Below are 25,637 nucleotides of genomic sequence, written 5' to 3' on the forward strand. Positions count from 1 at the left end.
CTCCTTAAAAAATAATTATTGGCCGTTTGGCTTAGGGGCAAGTTTGGCAAGCCACCATTTAGGAAAATGTCGTCCAGCCCACAAAATGGCGGACAAGCGTTTTGGAAAAGCGTACTCAAATGGTCGAGAATCTAGGGCCGAAAACATCCGCTTTGCGGCCTCATCAGCAGACATAAGAAACGGCATATCAAAGGTGTTTTTCTGAGTAAGAGGCGTATCCACAAAACCCGGCATTAAGCAGGTCACATCAATATTGAAGGGTTTTAAATCCATCCTTAAGGACGATAAGAAATACCGCACGGCCGCTTTGCTGGCGCCATAGGCTTCCGCCTGAGGAAACGCCGCTTGCACTGCCTGCGAGCTGACACCGACCAAATGCGGACGCGGCGCTTTTTTCAACAAAGGCATGCACGTTTCCACGCTGTTTACCAAACCAATAAAATTCACCGACATGATGCGATCCATCATTTTCCAATCTGGATCCGTGTCCGACATGTCTAAATACTCACACGTTCCAGCGTTAAGCAACGCACAATCCAACACATCAGTATGCGCCATCAGCGCCGCTTGCACTTCGCTGACTTGGCTTGCATCGGCGATATCAAAAGGAATGAAATGAAGTTGTTCATGTTGACTGAGCAAAGGCGTCAGGCCACCTTGCCCTCTTGCACTGGCCAACACCTTCCAGCCGGCATCCAAAAATTGCTTGGTGAGTGCCAAGCCAATGCCTGAGCTGGCTCCCGTAATCCACACCACGCCTTGATTCTTTGTACGATTCATCAGAGTCTCCTTACGTTACTTCGCTAGACGCTTTTTTAATCCCTTTACGAAGAACCCCAACAAAGGAACATGTTCGTATATTAGCTGCCCTAAATCATACACATCCTCGTGGAAGTAGATACGCTCGTTGAATTGCACCTGGCTAATCCCACGCACTGTGATGGTTTCATTGCCTAATTTAGGGTGTTTAAAGTGCATGTTCCATTTAATGTACGCCGTGTTTTCGGACACAGTCTGATCTAAATATTCAAAACGACCGCTGTGAACGTTTACGCACATTTCTGATAAATACGCATGCAGCGCTTCACTGCCACGCAGCTCATGGACGGGATCTTTAAACAAAACATCCTCCGTGTACACATCGTCAATTTTGTCCAGCTGAGGATGCTTCACATCGAGATAGAATGCTTTAAAGCGCTCTATTAACAAAGAACTGGGATCCATCGTAGCGTCCACCATATTCATCACTTACCTTGGCTGTTACCTTTTCAGGCGATTCGTTATGTGAATTAAACGCACACAAAAGTATTTCGGATCATTCTTTTTTAATCCTTTAAAGTGATCCACACTAACATTGCCTGCGTAAATAAAATATTACGCCAATACAGCGTCGACACAGCCGTCAGTTCTGGAGCCTTAAATGGAACGCGCAACCCCATTAGATTATGACGAAACACGAGTAGCAGACATGTTCGCTGTCGCTCAAGCGAGAGACCAAGCGGCTCTTGCTCGCCTATTTGACTATTACGTCCCCAAGGTAAGGTCATTTTGCTTAGCGGCTCAGCCGGGTGCCAACTTAATGGCCGACGACATTGCCCAAGAAGTGATGATCCGCATTTGGAACAAAGCACACACATACAAGCCAGAGTCAGCGTCACTTAATACGTGGGTGTTCACTTTGGCTCGAAATGCTCGTATTGATTATTTGCGTAAAAACAGCCGACACCAATCGGATATCGATCCGGAATTCCTATGGCAAAACGTGGTCGACGAAAACGCGGATCCATTTAAAGACGCTCAACAAAAGCGCGATCAAGAGCGGATTCAACAAGGTTTAGACAAACTGCCCGCGGACCAAAAGCAGGTGTTGGCAAAAGTCTATTTGGAAGGCAAAACGCACAAAGAAGCGGCGGAAGAGCTCTCTCTTCCTCTTGGCACAATAAAGTCAAGAGTCCGCTTAGCTTTGCACAAACTCACTATTTACGTTAAGAGGTAGTATCGATGATTCACTACCATCCATCGATTGAAACACTAACCGACTACGCAGCCGGTTCCTTACCACTGACTCATGCTCTGTGTGTGTCTACGCACATCGAGCATTGTCACGAATGCCAACAACAAATCCGCAAGCTAGAAATGCTCGGATCGCATTTGTTTGACCAAACAAAAGTAGAAAGCCGTCGCCTTAACCGTTTAAAAGACCGATTCTTTGAGCAATTAGCCGAACAGCCCGTTCAGGAAATTATGGAAATGGCGTTACAGAAAGAATCAAAAAACACCAGCTGGGAAGAACAATACGCCGTACCAAACAGCCTACGTCAGTTTATTAAACAAGGCTATGACGAACTGAATTGGATGCGTTTGTCACCGTCGTTTAAAATTGCCACGCTTTATAACGAAGAAGGCGGAGCACAGGTTGCGCTGACCCGAGTTAAAGCGGGAGCACACATGCCCACGCACACTCATACTGGTGACGAAATCACCTTGGTACTTGAAGGTGCGTTCTCTGACGAATCGGGAGTGTATCGACAAGGCGATTTTATTAACCGTGATGCGAGTCACAAACATAAGCCCATTGTCACCAAAGACGCCGAATGCATTTGCTTAACCGTACTAGACGCTCCGATTGAGTTTACTGGCTGGTTAGCACGATTGCTCAACCCAATCATTCGTCGATATCACCCTCATTCACACTGAGAAAAAGCCCATGGCCACCGTCTGCAGCGTAAACGATAGACACACGATTGCAGACGTTAGCCAATAACAAGCAAATTTTATGAAATTCTGGTATAGTCCTTGCTCAATCTAAAAACAAGGACTATTTATCATGGCAACTAAGAAGAAACAGCCGGCAGCTTCGGAAACTTCGGAATCCATAGAAAAGCAAATGCAAGAGTTTCTTGCTCGCGGTGGACAGATAGATAAAATCGATTCAGGGGTTAGCGGTCAATCACAGCTAACAGGATCACGTCATATTTCCCTAGGAAATAGCAAAACGAAAGCACAATAAGCCTTCGTTTTTTATCGGACCAAGTTCGGTAGGTACACAACAGATAACGCAGACTTGGCTTCTGAAACTAAGCCCGGAGCCAGTCTAAGCGTTCTTCCTTTCTAATTCATAAGCCAATCCAATCGACAGCGCCTGCGCCAAACACAACGACGAAGACAAAGAACGGAACGAATCGATTTCGGCTTCTTTCACCACAAAACACACAGACGCAATGGATGCTAACGGGCTGATTTGATTATCTGTAATGACAATTAAAGGTACATTTTTCTCTGCTGCGGCTTTGGCGACACTTTGCGTTTCTTCTGCGTATGGATAAAAACTTACAGCGATCAGCACATCATTCTGATCCAAAGAACTGCCTTGTTCTTTGAACATGCCACCCACGCCATCCACCAAATACGCTTTTTGATTAATATGACGTAACGCATAAGCAAAATAACTCGCCACAACAAAAGCGCGCCTTACGCCCACAATATGAGCAGCATGAGCTTGCGATAAAATCTGGATGGCCTTGTCCAGATCCTCTGGAGCGGTTGTCTCCCCCAAATGCCCTAACGCAATCGCATTAGCGTGAGAAAAACGACTCAACAATTGCGCTGGTGACTGATCACTTCCTTCATCACCAAACACTTCTCGTGCCATACGAATTCGATCTTGGTAATTCGGCGCCTCTTCCATCAATTTCTGTTGAAACAGTTTTTGCATTTCACTAAAGCCACTAAAGCCAAACGCGTTCGCAAAACGTACCCAAGTAGACGGATGAACACCTGCGTCTTTAGATAGCACGGCCACCGTACCAAACGCCACATCACTCGGAGCATCAAGAACAAACTCAGCCACTTGACGCAAGCGCTTGCTTAATTTTGGGTAATGCAATTTTATGGTTTCTTTCAAATCGGAGAGGGATTCTGGTGCCGTATCAATCATGACATATTCTCTGTATCAAAGTTCTCTCTAAAACAGCGAATATCAACCATACCGAAAGGTCTGTAGGTTTATCGTGAGAGAAGAAATTATTGCAATTTTGGAATAAAAATTCTAACTTAGTGATTACTAACATGTCTAGTAATCCGACGCTTTAAGAACACAACTTTATACAAAAAATTATCAAATAGGATATTTCCCTTGAACGAGACAGACCGCAAGTTTTTTCAACCTAAATGGCGTCGTGTCGCCGCTACTCTCTTTTGTTTTGCTTGGACATTAGTAGAATGGCTATCTGGTGAACCCTTCTGGGGAATCATTGCTGCAGGCATCAGTTTCTACTGTTTATGGAATTTTTTCTATCAATTTGACGAGAAGAATGACTCAGCAGAATAAAGAGCCATCGTAAACAACCGACTCAAATAACAATAATATACCCCAGAGTATCAGGCTATTTTCTATGTCAAAAAGACCCACTATTCATGATTTAGCAGAAGCGGCGGGCGTCAGTATCGCCACTGTGGATAGAGTATTGAATAAGCGCTCCAAAGTTCGTGAATCCACCTCACAACGGGTGCTTATCGCGGCGGAAGACATTGGCTACCATGCCACAGGATTACTGAAAAAGCGTGTACGGGAATCTAAGCCATTCAAACGCTTATCTATTTTATTGCAACGCAGCAACGATGAGTTTTACGAAGGGTTAGGTGCCGCTATTCGCTCTGCTTGCTCTCAAGAGACTCAATTTCAATTTGAAGTGAATGTGGTTTTCATGGACGAAGTGACGCCAGAATACATCACAGAGCAAATAATCAAAGAGAGCAAACACGCCGACGGTATTGCCTTGGTCGCGCTTGATGATCATATACTTAATCGACATATTGAGCAGCTCACCGCAAACAACACACCTGTTTTTACCATTTTATCCCCCCTGTCGACGAATACCTGTACTGGCCACATTGGCGTGGACAACAGAAAAGCTGGACGAACGGCAGCTTGGGCCATTTCCAGGTTGACAAAAAAGGCAGGGAAAGTGGGCATACTGTTAGGCAGCCACCGCTACCTGAATCAAGACATTGCAGAAATTAGCTTCATCTCTTATTTTCGAGAAATTAAACACTCGTATGAGCTACTTTCTCCACTAACGAATCTGGATGATGATACATTGGCTTATCAAGCAACGAAGACATTGCTGAATAACCACCCTGATGATTTAACCGCCATTTATAGCGCTGGCGGCGGTGTGAAAGGCATTATTAAAGCCCTAAAAGAGGCTGGGAAAAACCAGCAAACCACGCTAATTTGCAATGAATTAACCTCCTATACTCGTCTTGCCTTGAGCGATGGTACGATCGACATGATCATCGCCACCCCCGTACAAAAACTCGCCTCCCGTTTAGCTGAGTTATTTGCAGAGTCCTTTAGCAGTAAAAAATGCCACCCTCTTGCTCCTGTTCAATTAAGCGTCGACCTCCATGTAGCAGAAAACCTATAAATCCAACAACAGGGCTTTATAGGTTATCTATTCATTACTTTATTCAATCCGCTTGAACATTTAGCGCGCTTAACGCATTCACTTGAGCACTTATCCTAAACCTCCCCCTTAAGCAAAAACACTTAAACACCCATTAACGCCACGCATAAAAAAGCAGCCCAATGTTAATAAACAAAGAGCTGCAACTGGGCGTTCAGATACCCGACAGAGACGATAAATACCTTAAGTGGTTTTCTTACGCTTATTCTGACGCTGCTGATCAATCACCACTGCTACGACAATAATCGCGCCTTTAATGATGTCTTGATAATAAGCATCAATTCGCAGGAAGGTAAAACCAGATAACATGACACCTAAAATCAGTGCTCCGATCACCGTACCAGCAATACGACCACGACCACCAGACAAGGACACACCACCGATAACCGCTGCAGCAATCGCGTCCAGCTCATACATGAGCCCCATGCCCGCCTGCGCTGTTTTAATACGAGCAATCGCAACCATAGCCGCTAAACCAACCAGTAAACCGGCAATGGTGTAGACCTTGATAAGGTGGCGATCAATGTTAATGCCAGAAACGCGTGCCGCCTGAGGGTTAGCACCAATGGCATAGGTAAATTTACCAAAGCGTGTATAGCGCATCACTACGTGGAAAATGATCGCGACAACGATGAAGATAACCACAGGCATCCAACGATCCAACGCATTACCCAACATCGCAAATTCTTTTGTGAAACCTGACACAGGGCTACCATCAGTATACCAACGAGCCACACCACGCGCTGACACCATCATACCTAAAGTGGCGATAAACGGCGGAATCTTAGTTTTAGTAATCAACCAGCCATTCACAAAACCCGCCAATGCACCAACGGCCAAACCAACAATTAATGGCACCACAAATGGCAAATCTGTCAAAGTCGGAAACAATACTTTTGGCCAGCTACTTGATTGAGCAAACGTCGCTGCAATCATGGCTGACATGGCCACAACGGAACCGGACGATAAATCGATGCCTCCCGTTATAATGACCATGGTGACCCCGATGGCAATAATGCCAATAACAGAAACCTGCAAAACTATGATCTGAAGGCGACTCATGTTCATCAAAAAGCTTTGGCCAACAAAAATCCAACCCAGTATTTCGAACATGATAGAAATACCAATCAAGACCAGTAATATACTGATCTCAGAAGGAATCTTTCTTTTTTTCTTAATACCCTGACTTTCTTTTTCCAAGTTCATGGTGTCATTTAACGTAGTCATAAAAACCTCTTATTTTTTTCTAATTCTTATTCTATTGAGCGGCCAAATTCATTACCGATACTTGGTCAGCTTCGGAACGATCCAATATTCCTGTTACATGCCCTTCATGCATCACCAACACCCTGTCACTCATGCCTAACACTTCTGGCAATTCGGACGAAATCATAATCACCGCCACTCCTTTATGAGCGAGCTGCGTGACCAAAGAATGGATCTCGGATTTAGCGCCAACATCAATTCCTCGAGTGGGTTCATCCAAGATCAAAATACGAGGGTGAGTCAACAACCAACGAGCTATCAGCACTTTTTGCTGATTGCCCCCAGAAAGATTTTCAATCGCCTCTTCCATATTCGGCGTCTTAACACGAAGCTTTTGACACAGTGCTTCGGATTCTTCATTCAGCTTAACTTGGTCAACAAAGCCACCACCATTGACGAAGTTTTCATGCAATACCGCCGACTGAATATTTTCTTGAATATCCAAAGACAAAAAGCAGCCAGTCTCTTTGCGGTCTTCCGTTAAAAATGCCATGCCTTGCATGATCGCGTCATTTGGGGTCTTGATATGAACTTCTTCCCCCTCAATCCAAACGCTGCCAGAATCCGCCGGCGTAACGCCAAAAATGGCTTCAGCCACATTTGAACGACCAGAGCCAACCAATCCAGCAAACCCCAAAATTTCACCCGCTCTCACGTCAAACGATACATCTTGAAAAACACCTTCTAGAGTCAGATTTTTTACAGAGAGCAACACGTCACCCAATTCGACGTCTTCTTTAGGAAACATTTGGTCAACACTTCGACCAACCATCATTTGAATAATGTCATCACGAGTGACATCACTGGACGCGTGCGTTCCAATGTACTTCCCATCACGAAAAACAGAAAATTCATCCGCGATTTCAAACAATTCATTCATTTTATGGGTGATATAAACGATACCGATGCCTTGTTTACGGAGGCTGCGGATAATATCAAAAAGGTGAGCCACCTCCGTCTCGGTAATCGCGGAGGTCGGTTCGTCCATGATCAGAACATCGGAGTTAAAAGAAACCGCCTTTGCAATTTCCACCATCTGCCTATTTGCAACGGACAATGTGCTGATTTCAGCGTCTGGATCAAGATGAATATTTAGACGATCAAACAGATCCTCTGTCATCTTATGCATTTCAGAGTGATCGATTAAACCAAAGGTATTTTTAGGCTCACGGCGAATCCAAATATTCTCAGCCACTGTCATTTGATTCATCAACAGTAACTCTTGATGGATCATGGCAATACCAGATTCTTGAGCTTTAAGAGGATTTTCTAAGGTAATGGTTTCGCCTCTCAGCTTAACCTCACCACTATCGGGCTGGTAAATCCCCGCAATCACTTTCATTAGCGTTGATTTACCCGCTCCATTCTCCCCCATCAGTGCATGCACCGTGCCGGGGCGAATTTTTAACTCCACATTGTCCAATGCCAACACGCCAGGAAACTCCTTACGAACATTGACAACTTCCAATACATATTCAAACGATTGATCTCGGGGAATTGCGCCATTTACAGGCACTGCTTCCTCAACTGCTGCGCTATTCATAACGCAATCCCTCCAATTTTTATTTTAATTTAACAGGGTTAACTTTTTGCTTTGAAACACTTACTTCATATAATTATGAAGATTTTTAGGGGTCACCAATTCAAATGGCACCCACACTTTACGATCGACGCTCTGACCATTAATCAATTTGACTGCCGTATTAACAGCACCACGACCTTGGCCATCAGCGCTTTGGAATACCGTCACATCAAGCTCACCCGCTTTCATGGCAGCCAACGCATCTGTCGTCGCATCAATCCCAGCGATCACGACATCATCCATTGAACGACCGGACGCTTTAAGCGCTTGAACCGCACCTATCGCCATTTCGTCATTGTTGGCAATAACCGCGTCAAACTGAATACCAGCAGCGATCCAGTTAGTCATCAAGTCACTGCCTTTCGTACGAGACCATTCAGCTGTTTGCTGCTGAACAATTTTCAGCCCTGAACACTCAGGCGTTGCAATCACATCATGAATATCTTGAGTACGTTGCAATGCGGCCTGATTCGTTAGTTCGCCCATCATCACAACAACGCTACCTTTGCCATTTAGTAAGCGACAAACTTCTTGTGTTTGAAGCGTACCTGACACTTTCTCATCAGAAGCCACAAAAGCCTGATCATCAGGGAGCAAATCCACATTAATTGGTTGGCGATTAACATAAATGAGTGGGATGCCAGCGGCTTGGGCATCATCAGAAATAGAGACCGTTGCATCAGTATCAACAGGGTTAACGATGATGGCGTCCACCCCAGAAGCAATAAAGTTCTGCACTTGATTCAACTGATTACCAACGCCATTTTTGGCATCTTCGATTTGGACATCAACGCCCTGCTCTTTAGCAGCGGATTGAATACCATTACGCAAAGTGGTTAGAAAGTTGTCATCAAAAAGAGCCATAGACACGCCAATTTTTAAATCAGCGGCAGAAACAGACGTTGCAATAACTGAAGAAGCTATAGCGGTAAGCAGTAATTTTTTCATTGTGCGATTTCCTCGAAAATAAGCGTTTATACGCTCTAGTTGTTTTTATTTTTTCCGGTAAAGCGCGTCTAGAAGCAAGGGGCTCGACAGACTCAACAAAGCTCTTTCCCTCTAAACTATCGGATCAATCATCGCATTCCGTTCGCATAATTAATTCGAATATATATATTCCATAAAACTTAAATATGGAATATACGTTCCAATTTGATTCATGTGGCTTATTTTGTCAAGTCCAAAGTTTTAATTTCATTAGGATTTACGATTATCCCTATAAATGATGTTTTTTGATAGTTAATGAGTGATTTACAACAATCTTGATTGACGATTTTTTTTCTCAGCGCTACTATGCAAGCACTAAAAATAACTCTAAAAATCACGTTCTCATTCTGCTCTTTGAATTACTAAAGAGAAAGTACGAGACTCTACAGAAAGGTATAAAAGCATGTCTATGTTACCGAAATTCGGTTTGAACCATATGGTCTGTCCTTCTTATTCTATCAAAGAATTTCTCACTCTCTCGTCACAACTCGGTGCGCAAACCGTTGAATTTCGTAATGATGTTGGTGATAACAGCCTAACCGATTTGGCTTCTGCTCAAATGGCAGGTCAACTCGCAAACGAATTAAACATCAAAGTATTGTCTATAAATGCCCTATATCCTTTCAACGTATGGAATGAAGAACGTGCCCAACAAGCTCGTGAAATGGCGACACTAGCGAAAGCCGCAAAGGCGGAAGGCTTGGTTGTTTGCCCTTTAAATGATGGCAATGAGGTAAGTTTCGAAGACCTCAAATTCGCGCTTTCTGAACTGGCAAAAATACTCGAAGAGTTCGATTTAAAAGGTTTTGTAGAACCATTAGGTTTCCCGATTTCTTCACTTCGCTCCAAACGTGTCGCTTTAGACGCCATAGATGCGGTTGGCCAGCAAGATAGATTCTCTCTTGTTCACGACACCTTCCACCATAAGGGCGCTGGCGAAGATGAATTCTTCCCTGAACGCACAGGACTCATACATATCTCAGGTCTAGAAGACGACATTACCTTTAATGACATGCTAGATGGTGATCGCGTCCTCGTAGGCCCTGAAGACCGCTTGGACAATGTGGAGCAGCTTCGTACTTTATTGGCGGCAGGATATTCGGGGCCCGTGTCATTCGAACCTTTCTCTAAAAAAGTGTGGGATCTTTCAAACCCAAAGCAAGCGGTTCAAGACAGTATTGATTTTGTTAACCAATCTTTAGCTCAGTAATTGCTGACCGAATTCATTTTTTAAAAATACATAAAATAGGTTTTTATTATTATGAAAATTGCACTCGATCCTTACATGCACCGCCACCTTTCTTTGGAAGCGCTGTGCCGAGCCACGAAAGACATGGGCTACGACCACATTGAATTGTCCCCTCGGGCTGATTTTTTGCAATGGTGGACTCGTCCTCGCGTTTACCCAGAGCGCTTGCAAAGCTTTAAAAAAGCCATGAAAGATCACGACGTTTCACTGTCCACTCTCCAGCCTATGTATCGTTGGTCAAGCCCATACGAAGATGAATGGAAAATGGCCATGGACAATTGGAAACGTACCATTGAAATCGCCGTTGAGTTGGATAACCCATTGCTGATTTCTGAGTTTGGTCGAGGCGGTTCTCCTGAACGTTCCAATGCAGACCGTCAGGGCATTCACACACCAGAAGCTTGTGAAAATGCCTTTTGGCGTTCAATGGATGTGCTTGTCCCTCTGCTAGAAAAAGAAGGCTTAACCTTGTGTGTGGAGCCTCATCCGGAAGATTGGATAGAAGAGATGGCTCCTGCGGTCGACATCATCAAAACCATCAATTCTCCTGCGGTTCAATGCTCTTATATCGCTCCGCATTCTTTCTACTATGGGGAGGATTTAGCCGAGACGATTCGATCAACAAAAGGCCTCTTGCAACATGCGCGAGTGGCCGATACCTACAACCATAAAGGGTCGTCACAGCTACGTTATATCGTCAACCCACCTGGCTCTAATACTCGCGTCCACCAGCATCTAGACCTAGGCGAAGGCGAAGTCGATTGGGATACCTTCTTTAAGACTCTGCATGACATTGGTTTTGATGGTGTGCTGTCAAGCTGTGTCTTTGCATGGGATGAAAGAGCGGAGCAATCGTCACGCTTTATGCGCGATGAAATCCAGCGTTATGTCGACAAGTATTGGAAATAATCAACCGTTATAAACAACCACCGCGATTAAAATAATGATAAAGGAAAACAGCATGACACTTAAAATTGGCGTAATTGGCACGGGCGCCATCGGCGCAGACCACACTCGACGCATCACTAATGCACTAACCGGTGCAGAAGTCATTGCTCTGACAGACGTAAACCAAGAGCAAGCAGAAAAAGTAAAACAGTCTCTAGGACTAAATGCGACCATATATAAAGACGGTCATGAACTTATCGAAAAAGGCCGCGTAGATGCCGTGTTGGTTACATCATGGGGCGGCACTCATGAAGAATATGTTCTAGCAGCCATCAAAGCCGGCAAATACGTCTTCTGCGAAAAACCACTAGCAACCACAGCCCAAGGCTGTCAGAACATCGTAGACGCCGAAATGGCCGCAGGAAAACGTCTTGTGCAAGTTGGCTTCATGCGCCCGTACGACTCTGGTTACAAAATGCTAAAACAAGCCATTGACTCTGGAGCTATCGGCGAACCATTAATGATTCACGCAGCACACCGCAACCCAAGCGTGCCAGAAATGTACATCACACCAATGGCCATTCATGACACGCTTATCCACGAATTGGATGTATTCCGCTGGCTACTAGATGACGAATATGTGTCTGCCCAAGTCGTGTTCCCACGCAAATCAAAATACGCTCACAGTAAAGTTGCTGACCCACAAATCGTCATGCTGGAAACGAAGAAAGGCACTCGCATAGACGTAGAAGTATTCGTAAACTGCCAATACGGCTACGACATCCAATGTTCTGTCGTGGGTGAAGAAGGTGTCGCGAACTTGCCTGAGCCTCAAGCTCTTAGCATGCGTAAAAACGCCAACTTAGGACAATCTATCCTAACGGATTGGAAAGACCGTTTTATAGAATCCTATGATGTTGAACTGCAAGACTTCATCAATGGCGTGCAAGCAGGCAAATTGACAGGTCCATCCTCATGGAATGGCCTAGCGGCTGCGGTATCTGGCGATGCCTGTGTGAAAGCACAAGAAAGTGGCTTGATTGAGCCAATCAACTTACCAGATCGTCCAGCGTTTTATGACTAAACGTAAAACACAAATCCCGCCTTAACTTAGATTAAGGCGGGATTTTTTCATTATTTCCCAATGAATAGATGATCAGCAGCGTTCATTTGGTCGTTATACATATTATTAGAAGCAACCGAGCTCACACACCTAACAAGTTATAGATTTTCCGCTTAAAACATAAAAAAACGTTTTTTGAAAAATTAAAATATTTGTTTCATTTTTCTGGCATGAAAACGCGAGAAAAACACCAAAGAAAACACCCAAGCATTTGTTTTTAAATAATTTTTATACTTACAAATCTATATGGAATATTTTATTCCAAAGTATTGAAAATGTAGAACATATATTCTAATATCGTTTTAGATATATTTAACAATAAAAAAAACAGCCATCTCATTTTCGACAAAGTACGGATTCACCTTGTTGTCATATCGGCTGATACGGGAGATGTAGAACCATGCACAAAGATAAAACGTTAGATCTCATTTGTCTTGGACGCGCCGCTGTCGATATGTATTCAGAACAAATAGGTAGTCGCTTAGAAGACGTTAGCAGTTTTGCTAAATACCTTGGCGGCTCTTCTGGCAACATGGCATTTGGCACTGCACGACTTGGTCTAAAAAGCGCCATGTTGACGCGTGTTGGTAATGAGCACATGGGGCGTTTCGTCAAAGAAGAATTAGCCCGTGCTGGTGTCGATACCAGCCATGTCATCACAGACCCAGAACGTCTAACCGCTTTAGTCGTTCTCGGCATCAAAGACCAAGACACTTTTCCACTGATTTTCTACCGCAACGATTGCGCCGACATGGCGGTAAGTAAAGACGATTTTGACGCTGAGTTTATTGGTTCAGCAAAAGCGCTTGTTATTACTGGCACTCACTTCTCTACAGAAAGCACTTACGAAACCAGTAAACAAGCTATTGCCTACGCTAAACAAGCAGGCACAAAATGCGCTTTGGACATCGACTACCGCCCTGTTCTTTGGGGTTTAACAAACCCTGGTGACGGTGAAACACGTTTTATTTCCAATGAAAAAGTATCGGCACACATGCAAAGTATTTTGGCTGATTTTGATCTTATCGTTGGGACAGAAGAAGAAGTGCATATTGCCGGTGGCAGCACAGACACGATTACCGCCCTGAAAAAAATCCGTGAACTCAGTAACGCCACTATCGTTCTGAAACTTGGCTCTCAGGGCTGTACGGTGCTTGAAGGCGCGATCCCTGACTCTATGGATGCGTTTGAGCTACATGTTGGCGTTCGTGTAGATGTACTCAACGTTCTTGGTGCTGGCGATGCTTTCATGAGTGGTTTCTTGCGCGGCTGGATTCGAGGCGAGTCAGCAGAACAATCTTGCACTTATGCCAATGCATGTGGCGCGTTGGTTGTCTCTCGACATGGTTGTGCTCCAGCGATTCCAAGTGCCGAAGAATTAGATAATTACATTGCTCGTGCTGAACAAATTAAGCGTCCAGACTTAGATCGTGAACTGAATCATTTACATCGAGTCACCACAGAAAGATTGCCGTACGACTGGCAAGACCTATGTATTTTTGCTTTTGATCATCGTAAACAACTCTTTGATATGGCTCGTGAAGAAGGCGCAGACCCTTCACGCATTAAAAGACTAAAACGCTTGTTGGTTGATGCATTAGATGTCGGTGCTCGCGAATTAAACGGCAGCCAATACGGTGTATTGATCGACGACACATATGGTCAAGATGCACTAAACGCTGTTACCGGACGCGGCCTTTGGATTGGCCGCCCTGTCGAGTTACCAAGCTCTCGTCCTATTGAACTAGAAGGTGGGCGCAGCATCGGTTCACGCCTAAAAAATTGGCCAAAAGAACACATCGTGAAATGCCTTGTTTTCTATCACTCTAAAGACGAAATAGAAATGCGAGCAGCACAAGAACGTCAGGTGATCGAGCTTTATAAAGCATGTTGCGCCTCAGGGCATGAGCTTCTTCTAGAAATCATTCCACCACGCGACAAGGACTTTGATGACAGCCTATTCACAGACTCAATCAAACGCTTCTATCATCTAGATGTGCGCCCAGATTGGTGGAAGTTACCGCCTCAGTCCAAAGCCAACTGGCAGGCCATTACCGACATAGTAGAGCACCACGATAAGCACTGCCGCGGTGTCGTGATGCTCGGGTTGGATGCGCCGATGAATGAACTAAAAGAAGGTTTTGCCAATAGTGCAGGATTCGATATTTGTAAAGGTTTTGCCGTTGGTCGCTCCATTTTCAGCGAGCCAAGCCGCGCGTGGTTAGGAAATCGTTTTAATGACCAGCAGCTGATCGACGCCATCGTATCGAACTACTTGGAATTAGTATCCTACTGGAAAGAACGCCACAACCATCAGCCACAGCAGAAGCAGGCTTAAAGGAAACCAAGATGAAAACAATAAAACTCACTATGGCGCAAGCCGTCGTCCGATTCATGATGGCGCAGAAAATAGAAACAGATAATGGCGTTCAACCTATGTTTGCCGGTGTCTGGGGGATTTTTGGGCACGGTAACGTGGCCGGTCTTGGCGAAGCGCTTTACCACGTAAAAGACAAACTTCCGACTTATCGTGCACACAATGAACAAGGCATGGCACACGCTGCTATTGCCTACGCAAAAACCAAAAACCGCCAACAGATGATGGCCTGCACTGCGTCTGCAGGTCCAGGTGCGGTGAATATGGTAACCGCAGCGGCCGTCGCACATGTTAACCGAATCCCTGTTTTGTTTCTTCCTGGTGATACCTTTGCGACTCGTATGCCCGACCCGGTATTGCAGCAAGTAGAAAACTTTCAAGATATGACCATCACATCAAATGATTGTTTTCGCCCTGTCAGTCGATTCTTCGACCGTATTACGCGTCCAGAACAACTGCTCACAGCATTGCCTCAAGCCATGCGTATTTTGACCGACCCCATCGAATGTGGACCTGCCACCTTAGCCTTACCGCAAGACGTGCAAACCATGGCATTTGATTATCCAGTGAGCTTTTTCGATGAAAAAATTCACCGCCTACGTCGTCAAACGCCGGACTTTTATGAGCTTAATGATGCACTTAAACTTATCAGGCAAGCGAAAAAGCCTGTCGTCATTGCTGGCGGTGGTCTTCATTATTCTGGCGCATTAAAAGAATTTGACGCCTTTGTCAGTCAATTTCAATTACCTGTGGGCGAAACGCAAGCTGGCAAAGGCGCACTCCCTTGGGATCATCAACAAAATATGGGCACTATTGGGGTGACAGGCGCAGCATCAACAAACACCTTATGCGCTGAATCAGACCTTATTATTGCTGTTGGCACACGTCTTGGCGACTTCGCCTCTGGCTCTCGTTCTCTGATAAACCCTGACGCAAAAATCGTCAGTCTAAACGTGGCGTCCTTTGACGCAATCAAGCACAAGAGCCAAGCATTAGTCGGCGACGCGAAACTCACTCTGCCACTGCTAAGCAAAGCTCTACAAGGCTGGAAAATAGAACCTTCTTGGATCAAAAAAGCCGAAACAGAACGCGTCAAGTGGCAACAAGTTGTCGACAAAGTGACCACGGATCGAGGTACAGATTTGCCCAGTGATGCGGAAGTCGTGGGCGCTGTAAACCGCGCTGCTGGCGAAAAAGACATGGTGGTTTGTGCTGCTGGCGGGTTACCAGGTGAGCTCCAAAAACTGTGGCGTACTCGTTATCACCGTGGTTATCACATGGAGTACGGCTATTCCTGCATGGGCTATGAATTAGCGGGCGGTTTGGGTGCCAAAATGGCCAGCCCAGAGTCCGAGGTCTTTGTCATGGTCGGTGACGGTTCTTACTTAATGCTGAACTCTGAAATTGCCACGTCGGTCATGCTCGGCCAAAAAATTATTATGGTCGTACTGGATAACCGAGGTTTTGGTTGCATCCATCGCTTGCAGCAATTCTGCGGTGGCCCTGGTTTTAACAATATGCTGGACGACTGCCTCACTACACCAGAAGGCGCACCAAAAACCAACTTTGCTGCTCACGCTAAAGCGCTCGGAGCAAACTCTGAAAAAGTTAGCAACATTACCGAATTAGAAGCCGCATTGGAGCGCGCAAAAGCGTCACCAATCAGCTACTTAATTACACTCGACACAGACCCTGCCATTGTCACTGAAGGTGGCGGTCATTGGTGGGATGTGGCGGTGCCAGAAGTATCTGAGCGCGAACAAGTTCGCCAAGCAAGAAAAAACTACGACGCTCATAAAGAACGCCAGTTTAAAAATTTATAACTATCCATTTTTTACCATTTACTGATCGGAGAATAATAATATGAGCGTCAGAATCGGCATTAACCCATTAACATGGACAAACGACGACCTACCAACACTGGGAGCAGAAACCTCGCTTGAAACTTGCTTAACAGAAGGTAAGCAGGCTGGATTTAGTGGCTTTGAATTGGGTCAAAAATTTCCACGTACACCTGAAGTACTCGGTCCAATTTTAGAAAACCATGGTCTTAATTTGGTGTCTGGATGGTTCAGTGGCGAATTATTGACTCGTAGTGTAGAAGAAGAAATAGAAGCCATTAAACCTCATCTTCACTTGTTAAAATCCCTTGGCGCAAAAGCCATGGTGTATTGCGAAGTCACTGGCTGCATCCATGGACAAATCGAGACACCATTGTCGCACCGCCCTATTATCAGCGAAGAAAAGATCGCTGAAATGAGTAAGAAGCTGACTCAAGTCGCAGACTACTGCTTATCTGAAGGTGTTCAAATTGCTTACCACCATCACATGGGAACCGTCATTGAAAGCCAACACGAAGTTGACTTACTAATGAAACACACAGGACCTTCTGTCGGACTATTGCTAGACACAGGTCATATGACGTTTGCAGGCGGAAATCCATTAGAAGTTCAAGCAAAACACGCGGACCGTATCATTCACGTTCACTGTAAAGATCTTCGCCCTGAGATTTTAAAAGACGCCAAGAACCGCGACATCAGCTTTTTAAATGCGATGTTAAACGGTGTGTTTACCGTGCCTGGTGACGGTTTTATCGATTACAGCAGTTTATTCAAACAACTGAAAGCCAGTAACTATTCAGGCTGGTTAGTGGTAGAAGCAGAACAAGATCCTGCCGTTGCGCACCCGTTAACCTACGCAACTCTTGGGGCCAACAACTTAAAGGCGCTCTGCGCTGAATCAGGGTTAGACATCGTCCAATAAGCGCTCTTTTTCTATGAGGCCAACGCTAGACACTAGATAAACAGTGTTCGCCTCAACAAACACATACAAACGCTAGGTACTCTCATGAAAACTTTAGGTAACTACATTAACGGTCAGCAAATTGCCAGCCAAAGCGGTCGCACAGGTCCAGTCTATAACCCAGCCACTGGCGCACAAAGTCTTAGTGTTGCGCTTTCGAGCGCAGACGAAACTCGCACTGCGATTGAATCAGCACAAGAAGCGTTCAAAACATGGAGCAAGGTCACGCCACTTAACCGCGCTCGTGTCATGTTTAAATTTAAAGCCCTACTAGAACAACACGCCGACGAAATCGCAGAAATGATCACCAGCGAGCATGGCAAAGTATTTTCCGACGCAAAAGGTGAATTAACTCGCGGCATCGAAGTGGTTGAGTTTGCTTGCGGCATCCCACACCTTCAAAAAGGCGAACACAGCCTAAATGTCGGTCGCGGCGTAGACAGCATGTCTTTGATGCAACCTCTTGGTGTGTGCGCGGGTATTTCGCCGTTCAACTTCCCAGCTATGGTTCCTATGTGGATGTTCCCTGTTGCCATTGCCAGCGGTAACACTTTTGTGATGAAACCATCAGAAAAAGACCCTTCTGTGCCGCTTCGCTTGGCTGAGTTGCTTACGGAGGCCGGCTTGCCAGATGGCGTATTTAACATCGTTAATGGTGATAAAGAAGCCGTCGACGTATTGCTAGCGGATGAACGAGTTCAAGCGGTTAGTTTTGTCGGTTCCACACCGATTGCTGAATACATTTATGCAACGGCCTCTGCTCACGGTAAACGCGTTCAAGCACTTGGCGGGGCCAAAAATCACATGATCGTCATGCCAGATGCGGATCCAAGCCAAGTGGTTGGTTCTCTAATGGGAGCAGCATACGGTTCAGCGGGCGAGCGTTGCATGGCGATTTCTGTTGCGGTCTGTGTGGGCGATGACGTTGCTGATAACCTCATCGACAGCTTAAGTATCGAAATCGACGGAATGCGCGTCGGCCCAGGTGTTGGACTACCAGAAGAGGCTCATATGGGCCCAGTTATTTCCAAAGAACATTGCGCAAAAATCAAAGACTACATCAGCATTGGTGTGGAAGAAGGCGCAACCTTGGTGCGTAATGGGCGTGATTTTGTCTATCCAGGCAACGAAAATGGTTACTTCGTCGGACCCACTTTGTTCGACAATGTGAAACAAGGCATGCGTGTTTACAACGAAGAAATTTTCGGCCCTGTATTATGTGTTGTGCGCGCAAATAGCTATCAAGAAGCGCTGCAAATGATCAACGAACATGAATACGGCAACGGCACTTCAATTTTCACTCGTGATGGTGATACCGCTCGTCAATTCTGTGAAGACGTGCAAGTGGGCATGGTGGGTGTAAACGTGCCTATCCCTGTACCAATGGCATTTCACAGCTTTGGTGGCTGGAAACGCTCTTTGTTCGGTCCATTGCACATGCACGGTCCAGACGGCGTACGTTTCTACACTCGGATGAAAACCATCACTGCACGCTGGCCAACAGGACTTCGCGCTGGCGCAGAGTTTTCAATGCCAACGATGAAGTAACAGATTCTTTCCCTATATACCGTCTAGTAATGGGAAAACCCTAGCTCAGTCGCAGATTGTTTATTGTCTAACTCTCTAGTCAGCGGCTTTTTGGCCCACCGTTTGGTGGGCTTTTTTTTGTGTCGTATTTTGACTATTGGAATGATCATATCTCCGCCACATAAACGTCACATCTTTGTCATATTGACACTCTACTCTGATTAATAAGACATCTAAAAAATTATTAAAGCGGAGCACCACTGTGATACAAGTCGAGCAAATGATTGCCAGTAAATCTCCTCAGTTTTTCGACAAAAGCCCTCTTATCACTCGCCCGACGTTAAGCGTGTTAAAGCGCTTATTCCACGAAAGTGAAGTAAACCAATTCCTGGAAAAAACCACGGCTGTGTCGGCTTCGAATTTATTGATCGAGTGCTTGATCACTTCAATTTCAGCTATCAAGTCAGCCAAGTTGATCGTCGCAATATTCCCGCAAGCGGACGTGTAATGATCATCGCCAACCACCCTCTTGGCGCCTTGGATGGTCTCGCTTTGCTGCGACTAATCGGTGAAATTCGCCCTGACGTTAAGATAGTAGCAAACGACTTGTTGATGGGCTTTGATGGATTAAAACAGCTGGTTCTTCCCGTTGATAATCTTGGTGGAAAAACCGGACGCCAACAACTCAAAGCCATCATGAGCTGCTTACACAATGAAGAAGCGATTATCATTTTCCCAGCGGGGGAAGTGTCTCGTATGTCACCTAGTGGCGTAAAAGACCAGCAGTGGAATCAGAACTATCTGAAGCTGGCACAAAAGACCAACAGTCCGTTATTGCCGGTTCACATTGGTGGCCGTAACTCTATGTTGTTTTACACAAGCTCCATTTTATACCGTCCGTTGTCGACGATTCAGCTTGCAAATGAAATGTTTCGCCAACGCAATCGCAAGATCCCCATGCAGGTTGGTCAAGCGATTCCAATTCAAGAATTAGCCAAACTGCCATTGAGCGACAAAGAAAAAAACAAATTAGTAAAACGTCATTTGTACCGGATCGCTAAGGGCAAAAAACCGCTTCTTAAAACCGAGAAAACGGTAGAACACCCGCAAAACAGACAGATGATCAAACAAGAGCTGAAAGTCTCAGAGCACCTTGGCAGCACCAAAGACAACAAGCAAATTTACCTATTTGACTACGACCCAATGTCCGTGACCATGAAAGAGATCGGGCGTTTGCGTGAGATTGCCTTCCGCAAAGTCGGCGAAGGCACTGGCGAGCGTTCGGACTTAGATAAGTTCGACCAATATTACCGCCATTTGATTTTATGGGATGAAGAAGAACTGGAAATTGTGGGCGCTTATCGCATCGGCGAAGTCGCTCGCTACATGAAAGAAGACAAACCAAACCGCATTTACAGCGCCGAACTGTTCAAATACTCCTGCGACATGGAACCGTATTTTGAACAAGGCATCGAGCTAGGCCGCAGCTTCATCCAACCAAAATACTGGGGCAAACGCAGCTTAGATTATTTGTGGTACGGCATTGGGGCTTACTTAGATAAGCACCCTGACATTCGTTACATGTTTGGCCCTGTCAGCCTAAGCAACAGCTACCCTCAAGTGGCCAAAGACTTCATTGTGTCTTTTTACACGCTTTACTTTGCCGACAAAGAACACCTAGCGCGCTCTTTCACGCCGTATCAGGTAAACGCCGAACACAATGACATTATTGCAAACATGTTCAGCGGTGACGATTACGAAGAAGATTTTAGAGTGCTAAAAGAACAACTCAGCCATTTTGGAGCGAGTGTGCCTACGTTGTTCAAGCAATACAGTGAATTGTGTGAGCCGGGCGGGGTTCGCTTCTTAGACTTTGGTGTCGATGCCGACTTTGGCTACTGTGTGGACGGATTAGTCCTAGTAGACCTAAATACAGTCAAAGAAGCGAAAAACAAACGCTACCGTGGTCACAACCAATAACACGACGCCTGACAACTATGAGTCGTGATGGTGATTTGAATGATGCGCATGGTGATGGTCTTGTTGTTCTGGTCGTTTAAAAAACGCCAAATAGATGATCTTAATAACAAGCATCACACTTAACACAATGAGAACGCCCATTTGAATGTCCATACAAACACCTCATTATTTTTGTTGTCATTTGAGTGTAGGACATTTAGAGCAAGCGAATTGTGAATTTACGTCTTTAAATTGTACCCTTTGGTAAGCCCAAAAATGGCGCACCCGTACACGGTTTTAAGGCAAATTTGGCTCATAAATTCGACAGCACACGCTCTCACATTGTTTTTCTGATTGAAAATTAAGCGGTTAGAAAGTTTGGCGTAAGCCTTGCTTATGCTCTACCAAGAAGCTATTTCATCGTCCCTCAGGCTTTTGCAGTAGCCTAACTATTATTTGTCTATCGCTAGACCATGGAGCTGGAAATGATTGAAAAAACCTATTTGAAAACCAAGCCAGAATGCAAAGTAAAGTTCGCGATTCCTGTAGAGGCAGTAGGTGACGCGAAAAACGTTGCCTTGGTGGGCGACTTCAATAATTGGGATTGCACCGCTAATCTGATGAAGAAACAGAAGTCCGGTGTTTATGCTTCAACGCTTAATCTGGATATCGATACGGCTTATCAGTTCAGATACGTCATTGACGGCACAGAATGGCTAAACGACGAAATGGCAGACGATTACGTGCCAAGCCCGATCAGTTACGACACCAACGGTGTCATTAGCCTTTAATTTTCTGTTTTAAAGTGTCTTATTTCGCCTCTGCTTTCCTGTAGAGGCGGCTCATTCTTATTGCCATTTTTTCACCCATCTTAGCCACCCATAAGCCCTCATTTTATCGGCTCTATAACGTCATCTTTTTGCCCCAAAATCACTAATTCTTGGATTCGAGCTGCAATTTAAAGTCAAAATCTGTACAATTGTTTTTATTAAACGCGCGTTTAATAAAAAATCTACCTATCTCAATGTCCTCAAACGGCTCATTGAAACAGACTTAAAGAGGCACATCATGGCACATCAGCAGCAATACATTCATGGCCGCTACCATGCATCCACCAGCGGTGAACATTTTGAAACAATCAACCCAGCGACAGGCGAAGTGATTGCAACAATAGAGCACGCAGGACAAGCTGAACTCGATGCTGCTATTGAATCCGCAAAGCAAGGTCAAAAAGTATGGGCGGCAATGAGCGCCGTTGAACGCGGGCGCATTCTTAAAAAAGCCGCCGATTTATTACGTGAAAATAACGAAGAGCTTGCTCGTCTCGAAGTACTGGACACTGGCAAGCCACTTCAAGAGGCCATTTGCGTAGACATTCAAACGGGCGCTGACGTAATCGAATATTACGCAGGTCTAACCGATAAAATCCAAGGTGATTACCAAGACCTTGGCAATGGCAACTTCTTCTACACTCGTCGTGAGCCGCTAGGCATTTGCGCAGGCATCGGCGCATGGAACTACCCTATTCAAATCGCCATGTGGAAATCTGGCCCAGCCCTAGCCGCTGGTAACGCAATGATCTTCAAGCCTTCGGAAGAAACACCGCTTACCGCCCTTAAACTGGCCGAAATCTTTACCCAAGCAGGCTTGCCAGATGGCGTATTCAACGTCATCCAAGGCGATGCCAGAACAGGCCAAATGATCACCGCACACCCAGAGATCGACAAAGTCTCGTTCACTGGCGAAGTGGGCACAGGCAAAAAAGTCATGGCCGCTTCAGCGCAATCTTTGAAACAGGTAACCATGGAACTGGGTGGTAAATCGCCCATGATCATCTTCCCTGATATGCCAGTGGATCAAGCCGTTTCGGCCGCCATGCTCGCCAATTTCTACACCCAAGGTGAAGTGTGCACCAACGGCACTCGTGTATTCGTGCACGCTGACATGCTGGACGCCTTCACTAAAGAATTGAAAGAACGCACTGAAGCCATGATCATTGGCGATCCAATGGACATGAGCACTCAAGTTGGCGCTCTGATTTCAAAAGACCATATGAAAAAAGTCTTGGGCTACATTCAAGCGGCCAAAGACGCTGGCGCAACCTTATTGTGTGGCGGTTACCAAGTCACTGAAAACGGCTTAGACAAAGGCGCATTCGTTGCTCCGACTGTCTTCACTGATTGCACCGACGACATGCCTCAAGTGCGTGATGAAATCTTCGGCCCTGTGATGTCTGTGCTTAGCTTCACCGACGAAGACGAAGTCATTGCGCGCGCTAATGACACCAAGCTTGGTTTAGCCGCGGGCGTATTTACCAAAGACTTCGCCCGCGCACACCGCGTTATTGGTCAAATGCAGGCAGGGATTTGCTGGATCAACGCATGGGGGTCTTCTCCTGCTGAAATGCCAGTGGGCGGTTACAAAGAATCTGGCATTGGTCGTGAAAACGGCATCGAAACCTTATACCACTACACACAAACCAAGAGTGTTTTTGTCGACCTAAACGACATTCAAAGCCCTTACTAAGCGGGACGCTTAACTCTTAATAGATGAGAACAGTCATGGCAAACGAAACGTACGATTACATCATCGTCGGTGCTGGCTCCGCAGGGTGTGTGCTGGCAGACCGACTGACAGAAAGCGGCGAACACAAGGTATTGTTACTGGAAATGGGCGGCTCGGATAAGAGCGTCTTTATCCAAATGCCAACCGCTTTGTCTTATCCAATGAACACTGAAAAATACGCGTGGCAATTTCACACGGACAAAGAGCCTGGTCTTGATGGCCGTGAAATGCATTGTCCACGTGGCAAAGTATTAGGCGGTTCATCGTCTATCAACGGCATGGTTTATGTGCGTGGTCACGCCTGTGATTTCGACCAGTGGGAAGAAAACGGCGCCAAAGGTTGGAACTACCAAACTTGCCTGCCCTACTTCAAAAAAGCCGAAACATGGAAAGGTGGTGCGGATTTATACCGTGGTGGCGATGGCCCATTGTCGACCAATAACGGCAACGACATGACCTACAACCCGCTTTACCAAGCCTTTATTGATGCGGGTGAAGAAGCCGGCTACAGCAAAACCGACGATTATAACGGTCATCGCCAAGAAGGCTTTGGCGCAATGCACATGACGGTAAAAAATGGCGTGCGTGCTTCTACGTCTAACGCCTATTTACGTCGTGCCATGCAACGCCCTAACCTAACGCTTAAAACTGGCGTGTTAAGCCATAAAGTCCTCTTTGAAAATGGAAAGACCGATGGCAAAACCGCCACAGGCATTGAGTTCAGCAAAAACGGTCAAACTCAGCAAGCTACCGCCAGCAAAGAAGTTATCTTGTCAGCGGGTTCGGTGGGGTCGCCACAGTTATTACAACTGTCTGGAGTCGGTCCAAAAGACGTCTTGGAAAAAGCGGACGTTCCTCTAGTTCACGAACTACCTGGGGTGGGTGAAAACCTGCAAGACCATTTGGAAGTCTACTTCCAGTACTACTGTAAACAGCCTGTGACGCTAAACAGCAAACTTGGCTTGATCAGCAAAGGCCTAATCGGTACGCGTTGGATGCTGTTTAAAACAGGCCTTGGCGCGACGAACCACTTTGAATCTTGCGGTTTTATTCGCTCTCGTGCGGGTCTTAAATGGCCAAACATCCAATACCACTTCTTACCAGCAGCGATGCGTTACGATGGTCAAGCCGCGGTGGAAGGCCATGGTTTTCAAGTGCACGTTGGCCCTAATAAACCAGAAAGTCGCGGTAAGTTATGGATCGAGTCTGCTGACCCAGCGGCCAAACCGCGTATCTTGTTCAACTACATTTCGACCGAGCAAGACAAGCAAGACTGGCGCGATACGATTCGCCTAACTCGTGAAGTACTGCAACAGTCGGCACTGGACGATTACCGTGGCGATGAAATTCAGCCAGGCATGAACATCCAAAGCGATGAAGAAATCGACCAATGGGTAAAAGAAAACGTGGAAAGTGCTTACCACCCTTCTTGTACCTGTAAGATGGGCGACGACAACGACCCAATGGCCGTGCTGAACGAGCAATGCCAAGTGCGCGGCATCGAAAGCCTACGCGTGGTGGATTCGTCTATCTTCCCGACCATCACCAACGGCAACTTGAATGCACCAACTATCATGGTAGCGGAAAAAGCCGCCGACATGATTCTTGGCAAAGCAGCGTTACCAAGCCTAGATGCACCCGTTTGGATTCACCCAGAGTTTGAAACGAAACAGCGTTAATAACAAAGCAAAAAAGCCCATAAAAAAACGCCTGCTAGATATTAGCAGGCGTTTTTCATTTAGGCGCTTCGTTCTATTTCAATAGCCGTTATTGCAACTCAGCTATTTCATCTGATCTATTTGATCTGAAACACCGCAAAGCCATTGTCGTCTAAAGACTGGTAC

At 45.7% G+C, this 25,637-nt stretch carries 22 protein-coding genes and 1 pseudogene; 16 read left to right on the top strand and 7 right to left on the bottom strand.

What is annotated here, in order from left to right; translation table 11 throughout:
- Positions 1 to 15: 15 nt before the first annotated feature.
- Both N5P32_RS02565 and N5P32_RS02570 read right to left on the bottom strand, forming a co-directional pair.
- Positions 16 to 780 (bottom strand): SDR family NAD(P)-dependent oxidoreductase, encoded by a 765-nt coding sequence (locus N5P32_RS02565; protein WP_265727630.1) that lies wholly within the window; start codon positions 778 to 780, stop codon positions 16 to 18.
- 15 nt (positions 781 to 795) lie between these two features.
- Entirely contained in the window at positions 796 to 1,239 is a 444-nt protein-coding gene (locus tag N5P32_RS02570) for a nuclear transport factor 2 family protein (protein ID WP_265727631.1), read from the bottom strand.
- 181 nt (positions 1,240 to 1,420) lie between these two features.
- Between N5P32_RS02570 and N5P32_RS02575 the strand changes: the two genes are divergently transcribed.
- The 3 genes from N5P32_RS02575 to N5P32_RS02585 all read left to right on the top strand — a co-directional run bounded on the left by N5P32_RS02575 (position 1,421) and on the right by N5P32_RS02585 (position 3,010).
- Positions 1,421 to 1,996: a sigma-70 family RNA polymerase sigma factor gene (locus N5P32_RS02575; RefSeq protein WP_265727632.1), complete on the top strand. Its 576-nt coding sequence runs from the start codon at positions 1,421 to 1,423 to the stop codon at positions 1,994 to 1,996.
- 5 nt (positions 1,997 to 2,001) lie between these two features.
- Positions 2,002 to 2,697 (top strand): ChrR family anti-sigma-E factor, encoded by a 696-nt coding sequence (locus N5P32_RS02580; RefSeq protein ID WP_265727633.1) that lies wholly within the window; start codon positions 2,002 to 2,004, stop codon positions 2,695 to 2,697.
- Positions 2,698 to 2,827: 130 nt separating this feature from the next.
- Positions 2,828 to 3,010, top strand: coding sequence for a hypothetical protein (locus tag N5P32_RS02585; RefSeq protein ID WP_024025667.1), 183 nt, complete (start codon positions 2,828 to 2,830; stop codon positions 3,008 to 3,010).
- Between the two features lie 84 nt (positions 3,011 to 3,094).
- Here N5P32_RS02585 and N5P32_RS02590 read toward each other — a convergent pair whose 3' ends face one another.
- Entirely contained in the window at positions 3,095 to 3,937 is an 843-nt protein-coding gene (locus tag N5P32_RS02590; protein WP_148830836.1) for a MurR/RpiR family transcriptional regulator, read from the bottom strand.
- 198 nt (positions 3,938 to 4,135) lie between these two features.
- On the opposite strand from N5P32_RS02590, the gene N5P32_RS02595 reads away from it, so the two are divergent.
- Complete coding sequence (locus N5P32_RS02595) at positions 4,136 to 4,330, top strand: hypothetical protein (protein ID WP_148830835.1); 195 nt, start codon at positions 4,136 to 4,138, stop codon at positions 4,328 to 4,330.
- Positions 4,331 to 4,394: 64 nt separating this feature from the next.
- Positions 4,395 to 5,429, top strand: coding sequence for a LacI family DNA-binding transcriptional regulator (locus tag N5P32_RS02600; protein ID WP_265727634.1), 1,035 nt, complete (start codon positions 4,395 to 4,397; stop codon positions 5,427 to 5,429).
- Between the two features lie 222 nt (positions 5,430 to 5,651).
- On the opposite strand, the gene N5P32_RS02605 is transcribed toward N5P32_RS02600, so the two are convergent.
- Genes N5P32_RS02605 through N5P32_RS02615 form a run of 3 tightly spaced genes read right to left on the bottom strand, consistent with a single transcriptional unit; the run spans position 5,652 to position 9,264 of the window.
- A complete protein-coding gene (locus N5P32_RS02605) occupies positions 5,652 to 6,674 on the bottom strand; it encodes an ABC transporter permease (protein WP_409371070.1) in 1,023 nt (340 codons plus the stop codon).
- Between the two features lie 52 nt (positions 6,675 to 6,726).
- The gene (locus N5P32_RS02610) at positions 6,727 to 8,277 is read right to left on the bottom strand and encodes a sugar ABC transporter ATP-binding protein (protein ID WP_265727636.1); all 1,551 of its coding nucleotides are present in this window, start codon (positions 8,275 to 8,277) and stop codon (positions 6,727 to 6,729) included.
- Positions 8,278 to 8,337: 60 nt separating this feature from the next.
- Positions 8,338 to 9,264: a sugar ABC transporter substrate-binding protein gene (locus N5P32_RS02615; protein WP_265727637.1), complete on the bottom strand. Its 927-nt coding sequence runs from the start codon at positions 9,262 to 9,264 to the stop codon at positions 8,338 to 8,340.
- 442 nt (positions 9,265 to 9,706) lie between these two features.
- On the opposite strand from N5P32_RS02615, the gene N5P32_RS02620 reads away from it, so the two are divergent.
- The 8 genes and pseudogenes from N5P32_RS02620 (at position 9,707) to N5P32_RS02655 (ending at position 21,249) form a co-directional block, all read left to right on the top strand.
- Positions 9,707 to 10,513: a TIM barrel protein gene (locus tag N5P32_RS02620; RefSeq protein ID WP_187424832.1), complete on the top strand. Its 807-nt coding sequence runs from the start codon at positions 9,707 to 9,709 to the stop codon at positions 10,511 to 10,513.
- Positions 10,514 to 10,564: 51 nt separating this feature from the next.
- Positions 10,565 to 11,461, top strand: a complete 897-nt coding sequence (locus N5P32_RS02625; protein WP_265727638.1) for a sugar phosphate isomerase/epimerase family protein — start codon at positions 10,565 to 10,567, stop codon at positions 11,459 to 11,461.
- Between the two features lie 52 nt (positions 11,462 to 11,513).
- Positions 11,514 to 12,524, top strand: coding sequence for a Gfo/Idh/MocA family protein (locus N5P32_RS02630; protein WP_265727639.1), 1,011 nt, complete (start codon positions 11,514 to 11,516; stop codon positions 12,522 to 12,524).
- Positions 12,525 to 12,963: 439 nt separating this feature from the next.
- A complete protein-coding gene (locus tag N5P32_RS02635; protein WP_265727640.1) occupies positions 12,964 to 14,901 on the top strand; it encodes a bifunctional 5-dehydro-2-deoxygluconokinase/5-dehydro-2-deoxyphosphogluconate aldolase in 1,938 nt (645 codons plus the stop codon).
- Between the two features lie 11 nt (positions 14,902 to 14,912).
- Positions 14,913 to 16,763, top strand: a complete 1,851-nt coding sequence (iolD, locus tag N5P32_RS02640) for a 3D-(3,5/4)-trihydroxycyclohexane-1,2-dione acylhydrolase (decyclizing) (protein ID WP_265727641.1) — start codon at positions 14,913 to 14,915, stop codon at positions 16,761 to 16,763.
- 40 nt (positions 16,764 to 16,803) lie between these two features.
- On the top strand, positions 16,804 to 17,703 hold the full coding sequence (gene iolE, locus N5P32_RS02645) for a myo-inosose-2 dehydratase (protein ID WP_265727642.1): 900 nt from the start codon (positions 16,804 to 16,806) through the stop codon (positions 17,701 to 17,703).
- Between the two features lie 84 nt (positions 17,704 to 17,787).
- Positions 17,788 to 19,290, top strand: coding sequence for a CoA-acylating methylmalonate-semialdehyde dehydrogenase (locus tag N5P32_RS02650; protein WP_265727643.1), 1,503 nt, complete (start codon positions 17,788 to 17,790; stop codon positions 19,288 to 19,290).
- Positions 19,291 to 19,531: 241 nt separating this feature from the next.
- Positions 19,532 to 21,249: pseudogene (locus N5P32_RS02655) on the top strand (GNAT family N-acyltransferase).
- A 15-nt stretch (positions 21,250 to 21,264) separates the two neighbouring features.
- On the opposite strand, the gene N5P32_RS02660 reads toward N5P32_RS02655, so the two are convergent.
- Positions 21,265 to 21,402 carry a hypothetical protein gene (locus N5P32_RS02660; protein ID WP_187424830.1) on the bottom strand — a complete coding sequence of 46 codons (138 nt, stop codon included), beginning with the start codon at positions 21,400 to 21,402 and terminating at the stop codon, positions 21,265 to 21,267.
- Positions 21,403 to 21,713: 311 nt separating this feature from the next.
- Between N5P32_RS02660 and N5P32_RS02665 the strand changes: the two genes are divergently transcribed.
- The 3 genes from N5P32_RS02665 to betA all read left to right on the top strand — a co-directional run bounded on the left by N5P32_RS02665 (position 21,714) and on the right by betA (position 25,472).
- A complete protein-coding gene (locus N5P32_RS02665; RefSeq protein ID WP_265727644.1) occupies positions 21,714 to 22,019 on the top strand; it encodes an isoamylase early set domain-containing protein in 306 nt (101 codons plus the stop codon).
- Between the two features lie 277 nt (positions 22,020 to 22,296).
- Positions 22,297 to 23,754, top strand: a complete 1,458-nt coding sequence (gene betB, locus N5P32_RS02670; protein WP_265727645.1) for a betaine-aldehyde dehydrogenase — start codon at positions 22,297 to 22,299, stop codon at positions 23,752 to 23,754.
- Between the two features lie 35 nt (positions 23,755 to 23,789).
- Positions 23,790 to 25,472, top strand: a complete 1,683-nt coding sequence (gene betA / locus N5P32_RS02675; RefSeq protein WP_265727646.1) for a choline dehydrogenase — start codon at positions 23,790 to 23,792, stop codon at positions 25,470 to 25,472.
- Positions 25,473 to 25,637: the final 165 nt, after the last annotated feature.

The sequence above is a fragment of the Marinomonas pontica genome (genome assembly GCF_026191375.1).
Classification (GTDB): domain Bacteria; phylum Pseudomonadota; class Gammaproteobacteria; order Pseudomonadales; family Marinomonadaceae; genus Marinomonas; species Marinomonas pontica.